Source organism: Archangium sp., assembly GCF_036389735.1.
Lineage (GTDB): Bacteria > Myxococcota > Myxococcia > Myxococcales > Myxococcaceae > Archangium.
Genome location: NZ_DASVWK010001033.1, coordinates 1 through 15,383 on the forward strand (window position 1 = coordinate 1; position 15,383 = coordinate 15,383).

A 15,383-nucleotide genomic window follows, 5' to 3' on the forward strand; every position below is an offset into this window, starting at 1 on the left:
CCCGCGCGCCACTCTGGGCCCATGAGCCCAGACACTCCCAACGCCCCCCGAGTCCCCGGTCCGCCGCTCAAGTGGGCGTTCTCGTGGGTGACCCGCCACCACGTCTTCGGCAGCCTCTTCATCGTCGTCTTCGCCACCGCGGTCATCGCCAGCCAGGTGGTGGATCGGACCGAGTTCGCCAGCTCCGAACTCGCCCAGGACGTGGAGGAGCGCTGGGGTGCTCCGGTGGTGCAGCCGGCGCCTTCGCTGCGCTACGTGCAGAGCGGCACCATCTTCACCGAGCTCAAGCCCCTGCCCTTCGACAAGCAGCACGTGCAGGTGCAGGCACGGATGAACTACCGCAAGCGGGGCCTGCGCTACTTCTCCGGCTTCGACTTCACGCTCTCGGCCGACTACGCCGTCGTCAACCGCGAGGGCCATGACATCGACGTGGCCTTCATCTTCCCCATCGAGGTGGACAAGTCCCAGGTGCTCCTCTCGGAACTCCAGTTCCTCGTCAACGGCGCCGAGTCGAGCCTCGATCTGGGCGAGTCCGGCAACCGCCTCGTCTGGACGGGCCGCATCCCCCAGGGGGCCACCAGCAACTTCTCCATCCGCTACCGTGCCCGGGGCCTCGACTCCTTCGTCTACAAGTTGGATCCCTCGCTGCCCGCGCGGGACGTGCGGCTGCACCTCGCCGTCGAGGGTGGAGAGAACTTCGACTATCCCGCCCAGGTTCTCGTGGCCAACACGGTGGAGACGGGGCGCGACGCGGTGTCGCTGGACTGGGCCTTCCAGTCGCTCGAGTCGGGTGTGAGCCTCGGCGTCATCCTCCCCTCGGTGGAGGCGTACGATGAGCTGGTCGCCACCATGGCGCGCCGGGCGTGGGTGCCCTTCCTCGGACTGGTGGCGCTGCTGGCCGCCTTCAGCATCCGCCACAAACGGCCGCTCGCCTTCTACGAGGCGTACCTGCTCGCCGCCGCCTACGGCTTCTTCTTCGTGCTGCTCGCCTACCTCGCGGCCTTCATGAACTTCTACGTGGCCTATGGGCTGGCCGCGCTCGGCATGGGCGCGGCGGTGGTGGCCTTCGCGAAGCGGCTCTATCCCGAGGAGCCCACCTCCCGGCTCGTGGGAGCCTGGGTCGCCACCCTCATCGTTCCCACCACCGCCGTCATCCTCCAGGGCTACACCGGCCTCATCTACACGCTGGAGATCCTCGCGGCGCTGCTCGGACTGATGGCGCTCTCCACCCGCGCGAGCGTGCGGGCCCTGCTCTCGGATCTCCCCCCGGGCGGCGATCCGCCTCTCGCCCCCGTCACCCAGGAAGTGAGGTGAACCATGTGGACTTCTCCTGTGATTCTCGGACTGCTGCTGACCGCCTCGGGTGGAACGCCCTTCCCCGCGACCTCCTCGGGCTCGGTGACGATTCCCCTCCAGGAACTGCTCCCGCTGTATGCGAAGCACCAGGAGTCGGCGCCTCTCGCTCCGCCCACGGAGGCTCTGGTGGTGAAGAGCCAGCTCAAGGGGCGCCTGACCGCGGAGGCTCTGCTGGTGGAGGCGCACTTCGAGGTGGAGGTGCTCGCCAGCGATCGGTGGACGCAGGTGCGGCTGCTTCAGCTCGACACGGACACGTACCTGACCGGAGTGCCCGCGCTGCAGGGGGCCACGGTGGGCGCGCTGGGGGGCCAGCTCACCCTCGTGACGCGCGAGCCCGGCCGCTACGCCTTCGACGTCAGCCTCGCGCTCCGGCCCACGGGGAGCGGCGCCGAGCGCCAGGCCCAGCTTCGCTTCGGCGCCCACGTCTCGCCGGTACCCCTGCGGCTGGAGGCGGATGCGACGGCCTTCACCCTGGTGGATCCGCTGGCCTCCGGGAGCGAGGACACCGAGGTGTATCCCCGGCAGGGCGTGCTCCGGGTGGGCTGGCGCAACGCGGCGGCGCCGAAGGTGGCCCGACAGGTGGTGCGTCCGCCGCTGGAGCCGAGCATCCCCTCGGCCCAGGCCACCTGGGTGTCCACGCTGGAGGGCAAGGCCACCGTGCGCGTGCGCTACTCGCTGCGACTGGACCGTGAGCAGGAGTTGGAGCTGACGCTGCCCGAGGGCCACCGCCTGGAGCGGGTGTTCCTCGACTCGGTGCCCCTGATCGCGAGCGTGAAGGACGACACGCTGAAGCTGAAGGTGGCCCCGACGAGGTTCGGTGAGACGGAGGCGACGCTGGAGGTGGTGCTGGCGAGGGACCTGGGAGTCTTCCACCTGTCCGGGAAGCTGAAGCTGGCACTGCCCCGGGTGTCCTGGCCGGTGGCCACGCTCCGGGCCCGGGCGCACTTCCCGGCCGTCTTCAACTACCGGCGCGACGGCGGGAGCATGGAGGAGTACGAGGGCGAGCAGGCGGAGGCGGTGGAGTCCCAGACGCCCCTGCCGGGCAAGGTGATTCACTTCCGCCAGTACCTCGTGGCGGCCTCGGCGCCCACGCTGGAACTTGGCTACTCGGTGGACATCTCCCAGAGCTACTTCCGGTGAGGTGCCGGGGCGGGTGATGCCTCCGCCACCACGGCGAAGGCCGCGCCCCGCCCCTCCGCGGGCAGCAGTGCCAGGCTCGCGCCAAAGGCCCGCAGCATGGACTGGGCGATCGTCAGCCCGAGTCCCGTTCCGCCGCTGTCTCTCGCCGTGGTGAAGAAGGCATCGAAGACGCGGGCCCGGTTGGACTCGGAGATGCCCGCCCCGTCGTCCCGCACCACCACCCGTCCCCTCCCCTCGCCCGCGGCCACGTCCGCCTCCAGCCGCACGCGTACGCCCTCACCCCCATGCTGCGAGGCGTTGGTGATGAGCTGCCAGACGATGTCCTCCAGCACCTCGGGGGGCAGGCCCAGCCAGAGCCCGGCGGGCACGGAGCCCACCTCCACCGTGAGGCCTCGGGCCCGGCCACGCTCCGCGAGGGACTCCAGCAGAGGAGCGAGCTCCGTGCGCGCCGGGCGGGCCACCAGCGAGTCCGCCCGGGCGAGCTCCAGCAGCCGCTGCACCAGCCGGGTGAGGCGCCTGGCGTCCTCGTCGATGTTGGAGAGGAAGCGCTCGCGCTGCTCGGGGGTCATCCGCTCGGCGCTGTCGCGCAGCAACTCCACCGCGCCCTGGATGGAGGCCAGGGGCGTCTTGAACTCGTGCGACACGTTGGCCGCGAACGAGCGGATGTACTGGTTCCGATCCCTCAAGGCCGTGGCCATGCCGGCCAGGGACTCGGACAGCTCGGCGAGTTCCCGCACCACCGGGTGTGCCACCGGCTCGAAGCCCGAGGGCTCGCTGGCGGCGATGGCTCGCGTCTGCCTCACCAGGTTCCGCACCGGGCGCACCACCAGCGCGGCCGCGGCCAGGGACATCAGCGCCACCACCCCCAGCAGTACCAGTCCGGTGGCCGTGAGGTTCCACCGATCCGCGTACACCGCCTTGGTGAGGGTCATGGGCGTGCGGGAGAGCACCACCGCGCCCCAGACACGCTCGCCCGCGAGCACCGGCAGCACCACCGTCACCCGCACGCCCGTGTCGCGGCTCAGCGAGGCGAGCGGAGCGTCACCCGGTTCGGAGAGCCGTCGGCGCAGCACACTGCGGGGCTCGCCCCGCAAGGCCCGCAGCACCTCCTCGCGGCCCGCCAGAGAGGTCCCCATCCCCGCGGCACCGCTGCTGGCCACCACCACGGCTTGGGGGTCCACCACGCGGATGCCGGCGAGCGTCGAGCGCGCCACCAGGAGGAGCAGTGGGGAGAGCCGCTCGCCGGCCCGTTGCGCGTGGGGCTCGGCGGGGATGGCGGAGGTGGGAGGCTCTTCCACGGGGGGTAGCGCCTCGTCCGAGGAGCGGAGTGACGGGAGGATGGGTCGCAGGGGCCGCTCGGGCAGCTCCGGGAAGGGCCACGGCGCCATGCGGGACAACCCATAGGGCTCGGTCCCCACCTGCTGGTGCAACAGGTCGCGATACACCTCCGCCACGACGACGCCCTGGGCGATGAGCTCGCTCTCCGTCTGGCGGATGAGCTGGTCGTCGTAGACGCGGACGAACGCCAGGCCGAGCAACGCGAGCACGAGGGCTCCGAGCCCCACCGCCGCGAAGACGAGCCACAAGCGCGGGCGGGCGCGCTGGCGTTCAGGGGAGCGCGAGCCGGTAGCCAAGGCCATGGACCGTCTGGATGACGTCGCCGCCGAGCGCGGCGAACTTCTGCCGGATGTGCCGCACGTGACTGTCGATGGTGCGATCGCTCACCACCACGTCCTCGTAGACGCGCGTCATCAACTCGTCGCGGGTGAAGGCCTTGCCGGGCGCGCGCAGGAGCGCGGCGAGCAGGTGGAACTCGGTGACGGTCAACACCACCTCGTGCCCGCTCCAGTAGGCGCGCCACAGCTCGAGGTCCAGCCGCAGGGGGCCGCGCTGGAGAACCTCGGAGGGCCTGGTGGAGGCGGGCGCCACCGGGCTCGCGGGAGCACGGGCCCGTCGCAGCACGGCCTTCACGCGCGCCACCAGCTCGCGCGGGCTGAAGGGCTTGGTGAGGTAGTCATCTCCGCCCAGCTCCAGCCCGAGGATGCGGTCCACCTCGTCGTCGCGCGAGGACAGGAACACGATGGGGACCTCGTGGGTGCGGCGCACCTCGCGGCACATCTCGAGCCCATCCATCTCGGGCATCATGATGTCCAGGACGATGAGGGCGGGCACGGAGCGCCGCACCTGCTCCAGACCGGCGCGCCCGTTGGAGGCCTGCTCCACGTGGAAGCCCGCCTGCGAGAGGGCGAAGCCCACCACCTCGCGCAGGTGCGGATCATCGTCGACCACCAGGATATGGGGGCGTTCGGTCACGAGCCCTGGAACTCTGAGGTAGAACCCTCCCTTGTACAAGCCAACGTGAAGGGTGGACCCAGGGGGTGACTCCCCAGGTGGTCCTTCAGGGGGACGGCGAGTTCTGGTTGAACGGCGGGCCAGTCCAGAGCCGTATGCCCACCCTCCTCTACTCCACCTCGACGACCGCCCGACTCGAGACCCTGGCCCGACAGCTCGGCCTGCGCGTGGGCATCGCCTATGGCGAGGGGGACAAGGTGGACAGGTACTTCATCGTGTCGGCGAACGGCACGCGACTGGAGCGCCTGGTGCCCATCGGCTGGACGGGCCCGGAAGCCGAGGCGGAGCTGCAGCGGTTGGCCGAGAAGGGCTTTTGACGGTCTCGTTTCGGAGGCAGACAGATGCGCGAGCGCAGAAGCGCGGGTGAACACCAGGAGCCCGCATGGCCCGACTTCGCTCCCGGCACCCAGGTGGTGGGCTTCACCGTGGAGGCGCTGCTGGCCACCGGGAGCTTCGGCACCGTGTACCGGGCGAAGCGGGATGGGCGGCTCTTCGCCATCAAGCTGGTGCCCAAGGGCTCGCGGGGAGAGCGCGAGGTGGATGCCCTGCGGCGTGCACAGTTCCCCAACGTGGTGGCCTTTCGCGGGTATGGGCTGTGGCCGGAGGACAAGCCCCGCTTCATGGTCCTGGCGATGGAGCTCGTCGAGGGCCGCACGCTGGAGGTATGGGCGCGAGAGGAGAATCCGTGCGCGCTGGTGCTGGTGCGCCAGGTGCTGCTGCCGTTCGTGGACACCCTGGGGGAAGTGCATGCCGCGGGCGTGGTGCACCGGGACGTGAAGGAGTCCAACATTCTCATCCGTGACGCGGATGGGGCGCCGGTGCTGGTGGACTTCGGCTCGGCCGGGTACGAGGGGGCTCCCCGCCTCACCGGGGTGCTGCCGCCGGGCACGCCGGAGTACCGCGGCCCCGAGGTGCTGCGCTTCGCCCGCGAGAGCGAGAGCCTGGAGCCCTACCAGGCCAGTCCCGGGGATGACCTCTGGGCGCTGGGCGTCACCCTGTACATCGTCCTGACGCGCCAACTCCCCTTCGGGGACAGGCGGAGCCCGGGGATGAATCACGCCATCCTGCACGAGCACCCCCAGGCCCCGCACGAGCTCAACCCGCGCGTGCCCCCGGCGTTGGGGGAGCTGTGCCTGCGCATGCTGGAGAAGGCCCCCGAGGCCCGTTACACGGACACCGAGGCCCTGGCGGAGGCGCTGGAGAAGGTCGCGCTCCCCGGTGCTGAGTCCTGGCACGTCCCGCTCTTCCCCGGACGAGGGAAGAGCGCCGCCCCGGCGGCTCGCACTCGCTGGTGGGGAAGGCGGTGGCCCTGGGCTGTCCTCGCCTCCGGGCTGACGAGCCTGTTCTTCCTCATTCCCTCGCCTGCTCCACGGCGCCTTCCCCTCGAAGTGGCGCCCATCGCCCCACGCGACGTGTCCCCTCCTCCTCCCCCGATGTCCCAGGCCGGCTCCAGCCGAGAATTGGTGCGCGCCCACGTGACGGGAGAAGTTGGGCGTGGCGCGGGACCTTCGAAGTCACCCATCCCCGCGCCCGTCGCCCGAGCGACGCACAGCGAGGAAGACCCGATGCTCAAGTCCAAGAAGGCCCTCTGCCTGGCCGCCACCACCACCCTGCTCAGCGGCACCGCGTGCGTGAGTACTCCGCCACTGTCAACAGCGACCCCTGACGATCTGGAGGCCCTTCGCAGGCCTGATTGCCCGGAGGGTTTCGCCGAGGGGCACAAGCGTTTGGGCATCTGGAAGAAAGTGCCAATCAACTTGTACATGCAACCCCACGAAGAGCCTCCCGAGCTCAATCCCTCTCCCGTGTCTCTGGATACCACGATGTTTGAGGCCACCAATCTCGACAACGTCCCAGGAGGAGCACTGCCAGGGGTAGAATCCATGATCGGCGCACGCTTCGTCTGGAAGGGCCGTGTCTACATCCGCATGTACTTGGCCAATCTTGTTGGCTACGGAGAGCCCGTGCCCGTCTGCATGGAGGCGATCGATACGACCAGGGTGGCCAAGCCGGACGGTTCTCTCCATCTCGGTGTCCCCCTGGCGCCCGGCAGCACGTCCGAGAAGCTTCTCGTCAAGCCCATCTTCACTGTGCGGGCGGTGGAGAGCTTCCAAGACCCGACCGCGAAGGCGCCTTAGTGCTCCCCGCTCCGCCCCTGTCCCTCCTGGTGCTGGCGCTTCTTCAAGGCTCGTCCCTCCTGTCACCTTCCAGCGCTGTCGACTGCCAGGAGGTGCAGCGCATCGAGCTGTCACGGACGTCCGGTGCCCCTCAGGAGATCTGCGTCAGCCCGGGCCTTCGGACGCGCTTCGTCTTCGACTCGCAATTCACCGTGAACTTGCAAGACGAGGCGCGCTTCGTCGAGGTCATCCACGGACGCACCACCCTGGGTCTCCTGCCTCCAGGAGACATGGGGCGGGGGGAGCGCCTTCGCCTGACTGTTTACTTCAAGGAGGAAGCGTCCTCGGACGGCGTCACCTTCGTGCTGGTGGCCCGGCAGGGGCAGGCAACGCGACAGGTCGAGGTGTATAGCGACCGGCCCTCGCGAGCGTCCTTCCAACAGGAGGTGGCCCAGGAGCACGCGAACGATCAGCGGCTCCAGTCTCGAGTGGAGCAGCTCCAGCATCAGTTGGAGCTGCTCCGGGCCGAGTGTGATGACCCGAGTGGACTGCGAAGGCTCCTCGTCAGCGGTGAAATGGACGCCGAAGGCATTCGCGCTCGGAGAATAAGCGTGAAGAGCGGGCCCTCCTCAAAGAGCCTTCTCTTCATGGTCGAGGGCCACATCTATCGCTCCAGTCAACACGTGGTGGTGGCGGTGATGCTGCGGAACGCCAGCTCGGAACCATGGACGGCGGATGGGGCTCTGCTCGTGGATAAACATGGCAAGAACTGGAAGGCGATACGGATCTGGGCGTCGAGCGCCCTCCTGCCCGATAGTAGTCAGCTGGTGGTCTTGGAGGTGCGGGCGAGAGGTCAAGAGCTTCAAGGCGATGTCACGGTGAAGCTCTGGGGGGCGGAATCGCGCGGCATCTCGATCCACGACGTGCCGGTCCCGTAGGATCCAGCCATGAACGAGCTTCAACCGTTGCTCGAGGAACTCCGCCGCTTCAACGCGGAGCGGGAGTGGGGCCAGTTCCACGACTCCAAGAACCTGTCCATGCTGCTCTCCTCCGAGGCCGGGGAGCTGCTGGCGCTCTTGCGCTGGGTGCCCAACGCGGAGTCGGACGCGTACGCCAGCCAGCCCGTCCCCCGCCAGCGGCTCGCCGAGGAGATTGGAGACGTGGGCATCGCGCTCGTGCTGCTGTGCGATCGGTTGAAGATCGACCTCGTCGGGGCCATGCGGGACAAGCTGGAGAAGAACCGCGCGAAGTACCCGGTGGAGCGGGCCCGGGGACGCTGGACGACGGACGAGTCCTGAGGGAGCAGCGGGGAGGTCTACCCGCTGCTCCCAATCCGGGCTCACTGGGCGGTGAACCAGATCAGCGCCTCGCGGGTGATGTCCGCGGGGACGGTGTGGGGCCCATCGAACTCGCGGTAGCGCACCTCGTAGCCCGCGCGCTGCACCAGCGGGACGATGCGACGGCTGCACGGCCCGATGCGCAGCACCTCGTCCTTCACCCCGTGGGAGATGAAGAGCGCGGGCTCGCCGCGCTGCGTCGCCGGAGCCATGAAGCCCGGGGAGAAAGCCACCACGTGGCTGAACAGGTCTCCGTTGGTGAGGCCCAGCGACAGGGCGTAGGAGGCTCCATCGGAGAAACCCGACAGGGCGATGCGCTCCGGGTTCACCGCGTAGCGATCGAAGACGTACGCCAGCGCTCGGTCGATGAAGGCCACGTCCGAGCCGTACGCGTCGTCGACGATGATGTCCCACGAGGGGCCTCGGGACTCCGGCACGAGCAGGAGCAGCCCCGCCTCGTCCGCGACCTTCCGCCACAGGCCGAGCGAGTTGCGCGCATTGCCTCCCGCCCCGTGCAGCATCACCACCAGGGGCGCGGGCTGGTCCGCCCGGTACCCCTTGGGCACATAGAGGAGCCCATCGCGCTTGCCGCCCAATCCCAGGGGGTGCACGCCGTGCCCTACCGCATCCACCGTGGGACGATGCGGGCGGGCGCGCAGCCGGCCTTGCTTCGTTTCATCGTGCGGGGTCTCCGCCTGCGTTGCGTTCCTTGTCATGTCCTTCGTTTCCTTCGCGTGAGTGCTTCCGCACGCCAGGAGCAGCACGGCCCCGAGCCCTGCCCAGCACCACCGGGCGAGCACGGGCCGGCGCCCCGCGCGTGGAGAGCGGGAGGGTCGTGCCTTCATGTCGTCACGTGCCTTGTCTGTCCGCCCCACCCCTACAGCCCGGGCCCACCGACCGGGGCCTCCAAGATGAGAGCTGGACCTCGGGAAACACACCCGGCGTGGGCCCCTTCTCCCGAGAACCAGAAGGGCCTCCGAGGCTCGCTCGTCGGGCATCCAGCCAGTCGCTCCGGGAGCCTGGGAGGACCCACCCCTTTCCCTACCCCATGGCTTGACTGCCCCTGCCCCATTTCCGTGAGCTTCAGGAATGCCAGCTTTTCAGTTTGGAGCGGTCCTCCTGACCTTGGCGTCGCTCGTGCTCCTCGAAGGGTGCGCCACGGCCCATTCGCGTGGGAGTCTGACGAGCGGCTTTGGCCTCCACTCGCCAGTGGAGATGGCGGGAGGCGCCGGCGGCTTCCCCGAGCGGACGGAGGACCCCTTCCAGGTGGTGCAGGAGGCCAGCGGCCTGGAAGAAGAGGCCCGGCACCCGGCGGGCGCGGCGCTCTACCTGGGGCAGGCGCGTGAGCTCCTGGGCAGGCTGGCGAAGGCGCGCGTCACAGCGAAAAGCTTCGCCCCGCACCGGGTGCTGTATTGGTTGCTACGCGAGGTGCTCGAAGGCGGCGAGCGCGTGGAGTACGCCGATTTGAAATGGCGTGCCGAGCGCTTCTGGCTCCTGGTGCTGGTGCGCCCGGACGGGTACCTGGTGGCCTCGCTCACCGGCACTCCCCTTCAGCGCATGGGTCCACTTGAGCTCGTGGAGGGCGAGTGGAGGGTGGGAAGCCTCCGGGTAGGTGACTTCTACTTCTCGCGCGGTGGCGTCTTCTACCCGGTGAATGCGGCCCTGCGGCGCGCGGACAGCCAGCCCCTGGCCGAGCTGGGTTTGGGGAGGGACCCGCTCAACGCCGCGCTCGACGGGGCCCAGGACGCCATGGCGGAGATGGCGGTGGCCCTGACCCAGTCCGTCCTCCACCCCATCCGCACCGTGGAGGACCTCGCGCAACTGCCCACCACGGTGGCGCAGCTCATCGTTTCTTCGCCCGAATACTTCGCGCGCTACGGCGCCATGTCCTGGGAGGACCAGATACGCGAGGCCGCACGCCTGTCCACGCACGTCCTCATGATGCTTGGGAGCGCGGAGGCCACCCTGGGACGCATGAGCGGACTCGGGGCGGAACTACCGGTGCTGTCGCTCACGGCCAGGGGCGAGATGGTCCTGGGCAGAGTCGTGGTAGCGGGAGGCACGACTCCAGCCACGGTGGCCATGGACCTGGGTGCCCTCTCCGTCCTTCACATGGCGGGTAGGGGCCAGGGGAATAGCGGCGGCGTGAGGGGCAAGGCGGGGAAGTCCACCAGGACAACCTCGACGCAAGGGCCCGGCAGATGGACGTACAAGACGCCCACCACCGACTCCAAGACTTCCCTGGACTACCAGGAGCAGGTGACGGGCCGACCCGCCTGGTGGGTCTACATGATTGGGGAGTTGGAGTTCGACGGCATCAGGGGCAAGGAACTGTTGGAGGCCAAGGGCCCCGGCTACTGCTCCTTCTTCGACGCGGATGGCACGCCCAAGCCCTGGTACCAGACTTCCGGGGGGTTCAAGGAGATGATGAGACAAGCCGAGAGACAGTCAAAGCTGGCCGAACAGCTGGGACTGCCGCTGACCTGGCATGTCGCCGATGCCAGGGTCGCGGAGTTCCTTCGTCAGGAATTCAAGGATAAAGGATGGAACAACACCACCGTCCGCCATACGCCAGCCGCGCGGTAGAGGGAGGAGAACGCATGCAGGACAAGTACTACGTGGGGGCCTACTGGGGCCCGCGGAAGGAGACGGCGCTGGAGTGTGCCCGCCGTGCGGAACTCTTCTTCCACATGTTGGCGCGGTGTGATCCGTCCTTCGCCCAATGGTACGGGGCGGGACGAGGCTTCCCCCGCGAGTTGCCAGGCTGGCCTGTCCGCCCGGAGGTGAAGGAACTGGAAGCATTCCTCCTGAAGGGCAGGAACCGCACGGATGTGGGCAAGAATGTCATCGAGGATTTGGGATTCGGCCAGATGGTGTGGAATGCCAAGAAGGAGGCCACCACCATCGATATTACTTGCGGCAAATACTCTCCATGGGGTGGCCCCAACATTTGCCTGCTCAAACCGCCCAGGCAGGGTGCGGTACAAGAGCGGCTCCTGCGGGCTCCTGTAATGGCAGAGGTGCTCACCAGCATGGCCACGGCATGGGACCCCGACTTCGCCATGGCCAGCTCATCGGAAATGGTGGACCTCGTGGAGAAGCGGAATCGGGAAGTGCGGGTGGGCTGGCTCACGTACCTGTCACGCCGCCTGGGCACGGTGCCACCACTGCCCGCGCCCGTGCGCATCGAGCCAGTGGGCACGCTGGGCTGGCTCCTCATTCTCTCCCCCGAGCCCATGATGGCGAGCAACCCCGAGCACGTGGCCTTTACTTCGCGCGTGCGCGAGTTGCTGGACCGGGCGGGCCTCATCGAGCGCCCCGTGCCCGAGCCCGCCGAAGAGTGACTTCAGCCGTCGAGCACCGTCGCGAGCACCCGGTACTCCGGCCGTAGCCTCCGCTCCGCCTCGCTGCCGGCCACGACCACCGGGAGCATCGCGTCCTCCAGTCGGGCCTCGGCCGCCAGCCTCACGGCGATGGGAGCCATCACCTTCGCCTCGATGAGCCGCTTCAACGGCCGGGCCCCCAGCTTCGGATCATACCCGTGGCGGGCGAGCCAGACCCGTGCGTCCGGCTCCACCACCAGCCGCAGCCTTCGCCGCAGGAGCCCGGCTCGCGAGGCGGCCTTGTCCAACTCCAGGTCCACGATGCGCAGCACGTCCCCCTCCGCCAGCCGGCGGAATGGAATGACGTGGTCGATGCGGTTGAACAGCTCGGGCCGGAACGCCTGACGGATGGCGCGCAGGAAGTCCTCCGCGCCTCGCGCGGCCCCGAAGCCCGCGGGCTCCGACTGCTCGACGCCGAGGTTGCTCGTCATGCACACCACCGTCATCCGGAAGTCCACCAGCCGCCCGAGGCTGTCGGTGAGTCTCCCCTCCCCCAGGATGCCGAGCAGCAGATCGAAGACATCCGGGTGGGCCTTCTCGATCTCATCGAAGAGGACGAGCGACATGGGCTGCTGCCGCACCCGCTCGGCGAGACTGGTGATGCCGGGGCCCACCTCCATCAACCGCTGCGCCGCGCCGGGCATCATGAACTCGGACATGTCGAGCCGGATCATCCGGTCCTCGTGACCGAAGAGCGTGCGCGCGAGCTGCTTGGACAGCTCGGTCTTCCCCACGCCCGTGGGCCCGGCGAAGAGCAGCGTGCCCACCGGCTTGTCGGGATCATTGAGCCCGGCCTTGAAGCGCGCGAGCACGCCCGCGGCCAGCTCGCAGGCCCGGTCCTGCCCGATGACGCCCTGGCGGAGCTGCGCGGCGAGCGTGGTCTGCTCGGCGGGAATCTCATCACTGATGAGCTGGAGCGGCAGGCCGGTGTAGCGCGCATAGGCCTCGGAGGCGTCGCGCGGGTAGAGCGTCCGGGTCTTGCCGCGCTCGCCCTGCTGGTCGAGCCAGTCGAGGAACCGGTACGCCTTGCCCGGGAAGAGGCTGTCGCGCTGGAACGCCTCCAGGTGCCCGACGAGTTGCCGCAGGCCCAGCGAGTGGATGCTCACGCGGCTGCGCTTCGCCGCCTGATAACGCTGCATCAGCTCCGGCACCAGGGAGGCCGGTGGCTGCTCGATGCGGATGATGCGGAAGGCTCGCAGTGCCTCCGGAAAGCGCCGCTGGCAGCGCTCCAGCTCCGCCTCGGTGCACTCGGCGATGAGGGAAAGCTCCTCGCTCATCACGGCGGGAAGGAGCAGATCGCCAATGGACGATCCATCCGGCTGCGGTGAGAGGATGGACGTGAGCCGATCGACGTAGAGGTAGTCGTTCTCGAACGAGAGCGCGTCGACGATCTTCAGGCAGCGCTCCTGCCACATGCCCAGGTACACCATGCCGGCGATGATGCGCTCGGCGCTGGTGCGCCAGATCCTCGGGAAGTGGGCCTTCTCGTTCTTCGACTCGCGCCGCTGCTCGGCGATCATCCGCGCGAACTGGAGCACCCAGCCCGTCTTGCCCACGCCGGGGCCTCCGACGAGCAGGAGCGACACCGGTGGCCGGCGCAGCACATAGGGGAGGAACGTCGCCAGGGTGTGGCCGTCGTACACGAGCGGTGGCTGTCGGGGGCCCAGCGCGCGCGAGGTCAGTTCCTCGCCAATCTGTTCCAGTACCGCTGGCGCGGGGTCCTCGCGGGGGCCGCGCGGAGTGTCCTGGAGCAGCCCGCCCGGATCCCAGCTCTGGACATACTCCTCGCCCTCATGGCGGAAGTCATAGAGCCCCTTGGGCTTCTCGCCGAGCAGCGCCGTGGTGAGCGCGTTCTGCAACACCTCGCGCGCGATGGAGAGATCCTCGATCACGAAGGACCAGCCGAAGCGTGGCACCCGCACACGCCAGGTGCCACTCTCCATCTTCCCGTAGACGTACGTCAGCCGCAGCGGCACCAGCGACCTGGCGATCACCGGCCGCTTCTTGTGGAGGGTCTGCGGGTGGATCTCCACGGTGATCGTCCGCGCATGAAGGGACTCCTCCCACAGGAAGCGCTCGAGCAGGGCGGCGTTGTCGAGCTGCAGCTGCCGCACCCGCGTCTCCAGCAGTGCGTAGACCTCGGCCTCGCTGGCGCCGTAGGCGGAGGGCGGCGGGTCGTCGAAAAAGGTGTCCCACACCGGTAGGAGCTGTCCGGTCATCCGACCATCGTGGTGGGTCGTGAAATAGACGCGAAAGCTCTTGTCGCTCATGGAGTCACCCGCTGGCTCATCCGCAGCCGCCACAGGGTGGGTAGGGCCTCCGCGGGAGACCGGACCCGGTGGCTGCCGCTATGGGTGAGCAGGTAATCGTCGAGCTCCAGCACCGAGACCTCGCCCGGGCGGGTCGGCGGCTCGAAGCGGTAGGCGCGCACCACCGGGGTGGCCGCCTCGGGATCCTCGGGCAGCGGGCGCACGCCCTCCTGACGTGCCTTGTGGAAGGCCTGGAGCTTCGTGCCGTGCAGCTCCAGCAGCGTGGCCGGCTCCGGCACGTTCGGCTCGTGGACGCGGACCTTCACGATCTCCGGGAGGCGTCCCGAGGACTGCCAGACATGCATGCCGCCCTCCCCCTCGAAGAAGGGTCTCACCCCCGGGCCCACCAGCTTGAGCGCGACATGGACGGGCTCCAGGGAAGAGTCCAGGAAGTCCCGCAGCTGCCGGGGGCCTCCGGACACCACGGCGCCTCCGGGGAGGTGGGCGGCGAAGCTCTCGAACTCCCCCCGTGCGTCGCAATAGGCCGCGCAGAGCCAGGCGGTGAGCAGGGAACCGGTGGCCGCGCCCTGCCGCCACTGTCCGAGCGGGAGCAGCTCCAGGGTGACGACGTGCTGGTCGGGGCTGGAGAGACCATTGAGGACGCGCTGGAGGAAGTAGACCTCCGCGAGCGCGTCGAGCATCTGCTCGCGGGAGACGACCTTGAGGGGCTCGATGGCGCGCCGGGCGAAGAGCCGGATGCGCAGATTCTCCCCAAAACCACTGACCGAGCTGCGGCGCTCCAGGATGCCGAAACGCTCGACCTCGATCATCTCCCGTGCGTCCTCCTCGGGGACCCGTGCGAGGGAGTCGAGCTGCGAGGCGAAACCCTCCAGGTGCAGGCGCATGGCATCGAGTGTGTAGAGCGACTCGGCGTGCTCGCGCTCACCGGCCTGGAGCCGCTCGAGGTGGAAGCGGACCTGCTCGGATAGCGTGCCCAGGGCGTTGCTGTGCCGCATCCGCTGCACCTCCTCGCGGGCCTCCAGCACCTTCTCGCGCAGGCGGGCCACGGGGAGCGCCAGGAGCGGTTCGAGCGCGAAGCCCTCGGTGACGGGCTCACGGGGCACGAGCGCGTCGGCCTGCACCTCGAAGCAACCCTCACGGGTGTAGAGCTGGAACAGCCGCAGCAGCGCCTGGGGGCCGCGGATGATGGCCTCGGAGAGGACCTGTCCGACCTTCTCCTCCAGGTAGCGCTTCAGCGGACGCGCGCCCAACTGGCCATCGAAGGCCTCCTCGACGATGCGCCGCTTCACCGCGTCATCGGTGGACACGAAGATATTGCGTGAGGTCAATCCGTGGCGCGACAGGAGCCGCGCGAGCTCCTTCTCCACCACCTTCTCGCCGGACTCCCGGGAGAGCGGCGAGAAGTGCACGATGTGGTCGATGCGGTTG

Annotated in this window: 12 protein-coding genes and 1 pseudogene; 8 read left to right on the plus strand and 5 right to left on the minus strand. The window is 68.9% G+C overall.

Going from position 1 to position 15,383, the window contains the following annotated elements:
* Positions 1–21 precede the first annotated feature (21 nt).
* Both VF794_RS36790 and VF794_RS36795 read left to right on the plus strand, forming a co-directional pair.
* Positions 22–1,314 carry a hypothetical protein gene (locus tag VF794_RS36790; RefSeq protein ID WP_331117887.1) on the plus strand — a complete coding sequence of 431 codons (1,293 nt, stop codon included), beginning with the start codon at positions 22–24 and terminating at the stop codon, positions 1,312–1,314.
* A gap of 3 nt (positions 1,315–1,317) precedes the next feature.
* Positions 1,318–2,496, plus strand: a complete 1,179-nt coding sequence (locus VF794_RS36795) for a hypothetical protein (RefSeq protein ID WP_331117866.1) — start codon at positions 1,318–1,320, stop codon at positions 2,494–2,496.
* On the opposite strand, the gene VF794_RS36800 is transcribed toward VF794_RS36795, so the two are convergent.
* Both VF794_RS36800 and VF794_RS36805 read right to left on the minus strand, forming a co-directional pair.
* Complete coding sequence (locus VF794_RS36800) at positions 2,484–4,136, minus strand: sensor histidine kinase (RefSeq protein ID WP_331117868.1); 1,653 nt, start codon at positions 4,134–4,136, stop codon at positions 2,484–2,486. The genes VF794_RS36795 and VF794_RS36800 overlap by 13 nt on opposite strands.
* Positions 4,105–4,809, minus strand: a complete 705-nt coding sequence (locus VF794_RS36805) for a response regulator transcription factor (RefSeq protein WP_331117870.1) — start codon at positions 4,807–4,809, stop codon at positions 4,105–4,107. The genes VF794_RS36800 and VF794_RS36805 overlap by 32 nt, the downstream gene beginning before the upstream one ends.
* Positions 4,810–4,874: 65 nt before the next feature.
* Between VF794_RS36805 and VF794_RS36810 the strand changes: the two genes are divergently transcribed.
* The 4 genes from VF794_RS36810 to VF794_RS36825 are packed head-to-tail and all read left to right on the plus strand — an operon-like array spanning position 4,875 to position 8,263.
* Positions 4,875–5,165, plus strand: coding sequence for a hypothetical protein (locus tag VF794_RS36810; RefSeq protein WP_331117872.1), 291 nt, complete (start codon positions 4,875–4,877; stop codon positions 5,163–5,165).
* A 24-nt stretch (positions 5,166–5,189) separates the two neighbouring features.
* Positions 5,190–6,986, plus strand: coding sequence for a serine/threonine-protein kinase (locus tag VF794_RS36815; RefSeq protein WP_331117874.1), 1,797 nt, complete (start codon positions 5,190–5,192; stop codon positions 6,984–6,986).
* Positions 6,986–7,903 carry a DUF2381 family protein gene (locus VF794_RS36820; RefSeq protein WP_331117875.1) on the plus strand — a complete coding sequence of 306 codons (918 nt, stop codon included), beginning with the start codon at positions 6,986–6,988 and terminating at the stop codon, positions 7,901–7,903. The genes VF794_RS36815 and VF794_RS36820 overlap by 1 nt, the downstream gene beginning before the upstream one ends.
* 9 nt (positions 7,904–7,912) lie before the next feature.
* Positions 7,913–8,263, plus strand: coding sequence for a nucleotide pyrophosphohydrolase (locus VF794_RS36825; protein WP_331117877.1), 351 nt, complete (start codon positions 7,913–7,915; stop codon positions 8,261–8,263).
* 41 nt (positions 8,264–8,304) lie between these two features.
* Here the strand turns inward: VF794_RS36825 and VF794_RS36830 are convergent, their stop codons facing one another.
* On the minus strand, positions 8,305–9,018 hold the full coding sequence (locus VF794_RS36830) for an alpha/beta hydrolase (RefSeq protein WP_331117879.1): 714 nt from the start codon (positions 9,016–9,018) through the stop codon (positions 8,305–8,307).
* Positions 9,019–9,517: 499 nt separating this feature from the next.
* On the opposite strand from VF794_RS36830, the gene VF794_RS36835 reads away from it, so the two are divergent.
* Complete coding sequence (locus VF794_RS36835) at positions 9,518–10,888, plus strand: Tox-REase-5 domain-containing protein (RefSeq protein WP_331117881.1); 1,371 nt, start codon at positions 9,518–9,520, stop codon at positions 10,886–10,888.
* Positions 10,889–10,902: 14 nt separating this feature from the next.
* Positions 10,903–11,646, plus strand: a complete 744-nt coding sequence (locus tag VF794_RS36840; RefSeq protein WP_331117883.1) for an Imm52 family immunity protein — start codon at positions 10,903–10,905, stop codon at positions 11,644–11,646.
* A 2-nt stretch (positions 11,647–11,648) separates the two neighbouring features.
* Here the strand turns inward: VF794_RS36840 and VF794_RS36845 are convergent, their stop codons facing one another.
* Both VF794_RS36845 and VF794_RS36850 read right to left on the minus strand, forming a co-directional pair.
* Positions 11,649–13,955 carry an AAA family ATPase gene (locus tag VF794_RS36845; protein ID WP_331117885.1) on the minus strand — a complete coding sequence of 769 codons (2,307 nt, stop codon included), beginning with the start codon at positions 13,953–13,955 and terminating at the stop codon, positions 11,649–11,651.
* Positions 13,952–15,383 (minus strand): annotated as a pseudogene (locus tag VF794_RS36850) (hypothetical protein); the annotation flags it as partial. The gene VF794_RS36845 and the pseudogene VF794_RS36850, both read right to left, overlap by 4 nt.

What these genes read in the sequence shown, in the direction of transcription:
- VF794_RS36790 (WP_331117887.1), top strand. Translation starts at nt 22, where the DNA reads ATGAGCCCAGACACTCCCAACGCCCCCCGAGTCCCCGGTCCGCCGCTC.
- VF794_RS36795 (WP_331117866.1), top strand. Translation starts at nt 1,318, where the DNA reads ATGTGGACTTCTCCTGTGATTCTCGGACTGCTGCTGACCGCCTCGGGT.
- VF794_RS36800 (WP_331117868.1), bottom strand. Translation starts at nt 4,136, where the DNA reads ATGGCCTTGGCTACCGGCTCGCGCTCCCCTGAACGCCAGCGCGCCCGC.
- VF794_RS36815 (WP_331117874.1), top strand. Translation starts at nt 5,190, where the DNA reads ATGCGCGAGCGCAGAAGCGCGGGTGAACACCAGGAGCCCGCATGGCCC.
- VF794_RS36825 (WP_331117877.1), top strand. Translation starts at nt 7,913, where the DNA reads ATGAACGAGCTTCAACCGTTGCTCGAGGAACTCCGCCGCTTCAACGCG.
- VF794_RS36830 (WP_331117879.1), bottom strand. Translation starts at nt 9,018, where the DNA reads ATGACAAGGAACGCAACGCAGGCGGAGACCCCGCACGATGAAACGAAG.
- VF794_RS36835 (WP_331117881.1), top strand. Translation starts at nt 9,518, where the DNA reads ATGGCGGGAGGCGCCGGCGGCTTCCCCGAGCGGACGGAGGACCCCTTC.
- VF794_RS36840 (WP_331117883.1), top strand. Translation starts at nt 10,903, where the DNA reads ATGCAGGACAAGTACTACGTGGGGGCCTACTGGGGCCCGCGGAAGGAG.
- VF794_RS36845 (WP_331117885.1), bottom strand. Translation starts at nt 13,955, where the DNA reads ATGAGCGACAAGAGCTTTCGCGTCTATTTCACGACCCACCACGATGGT.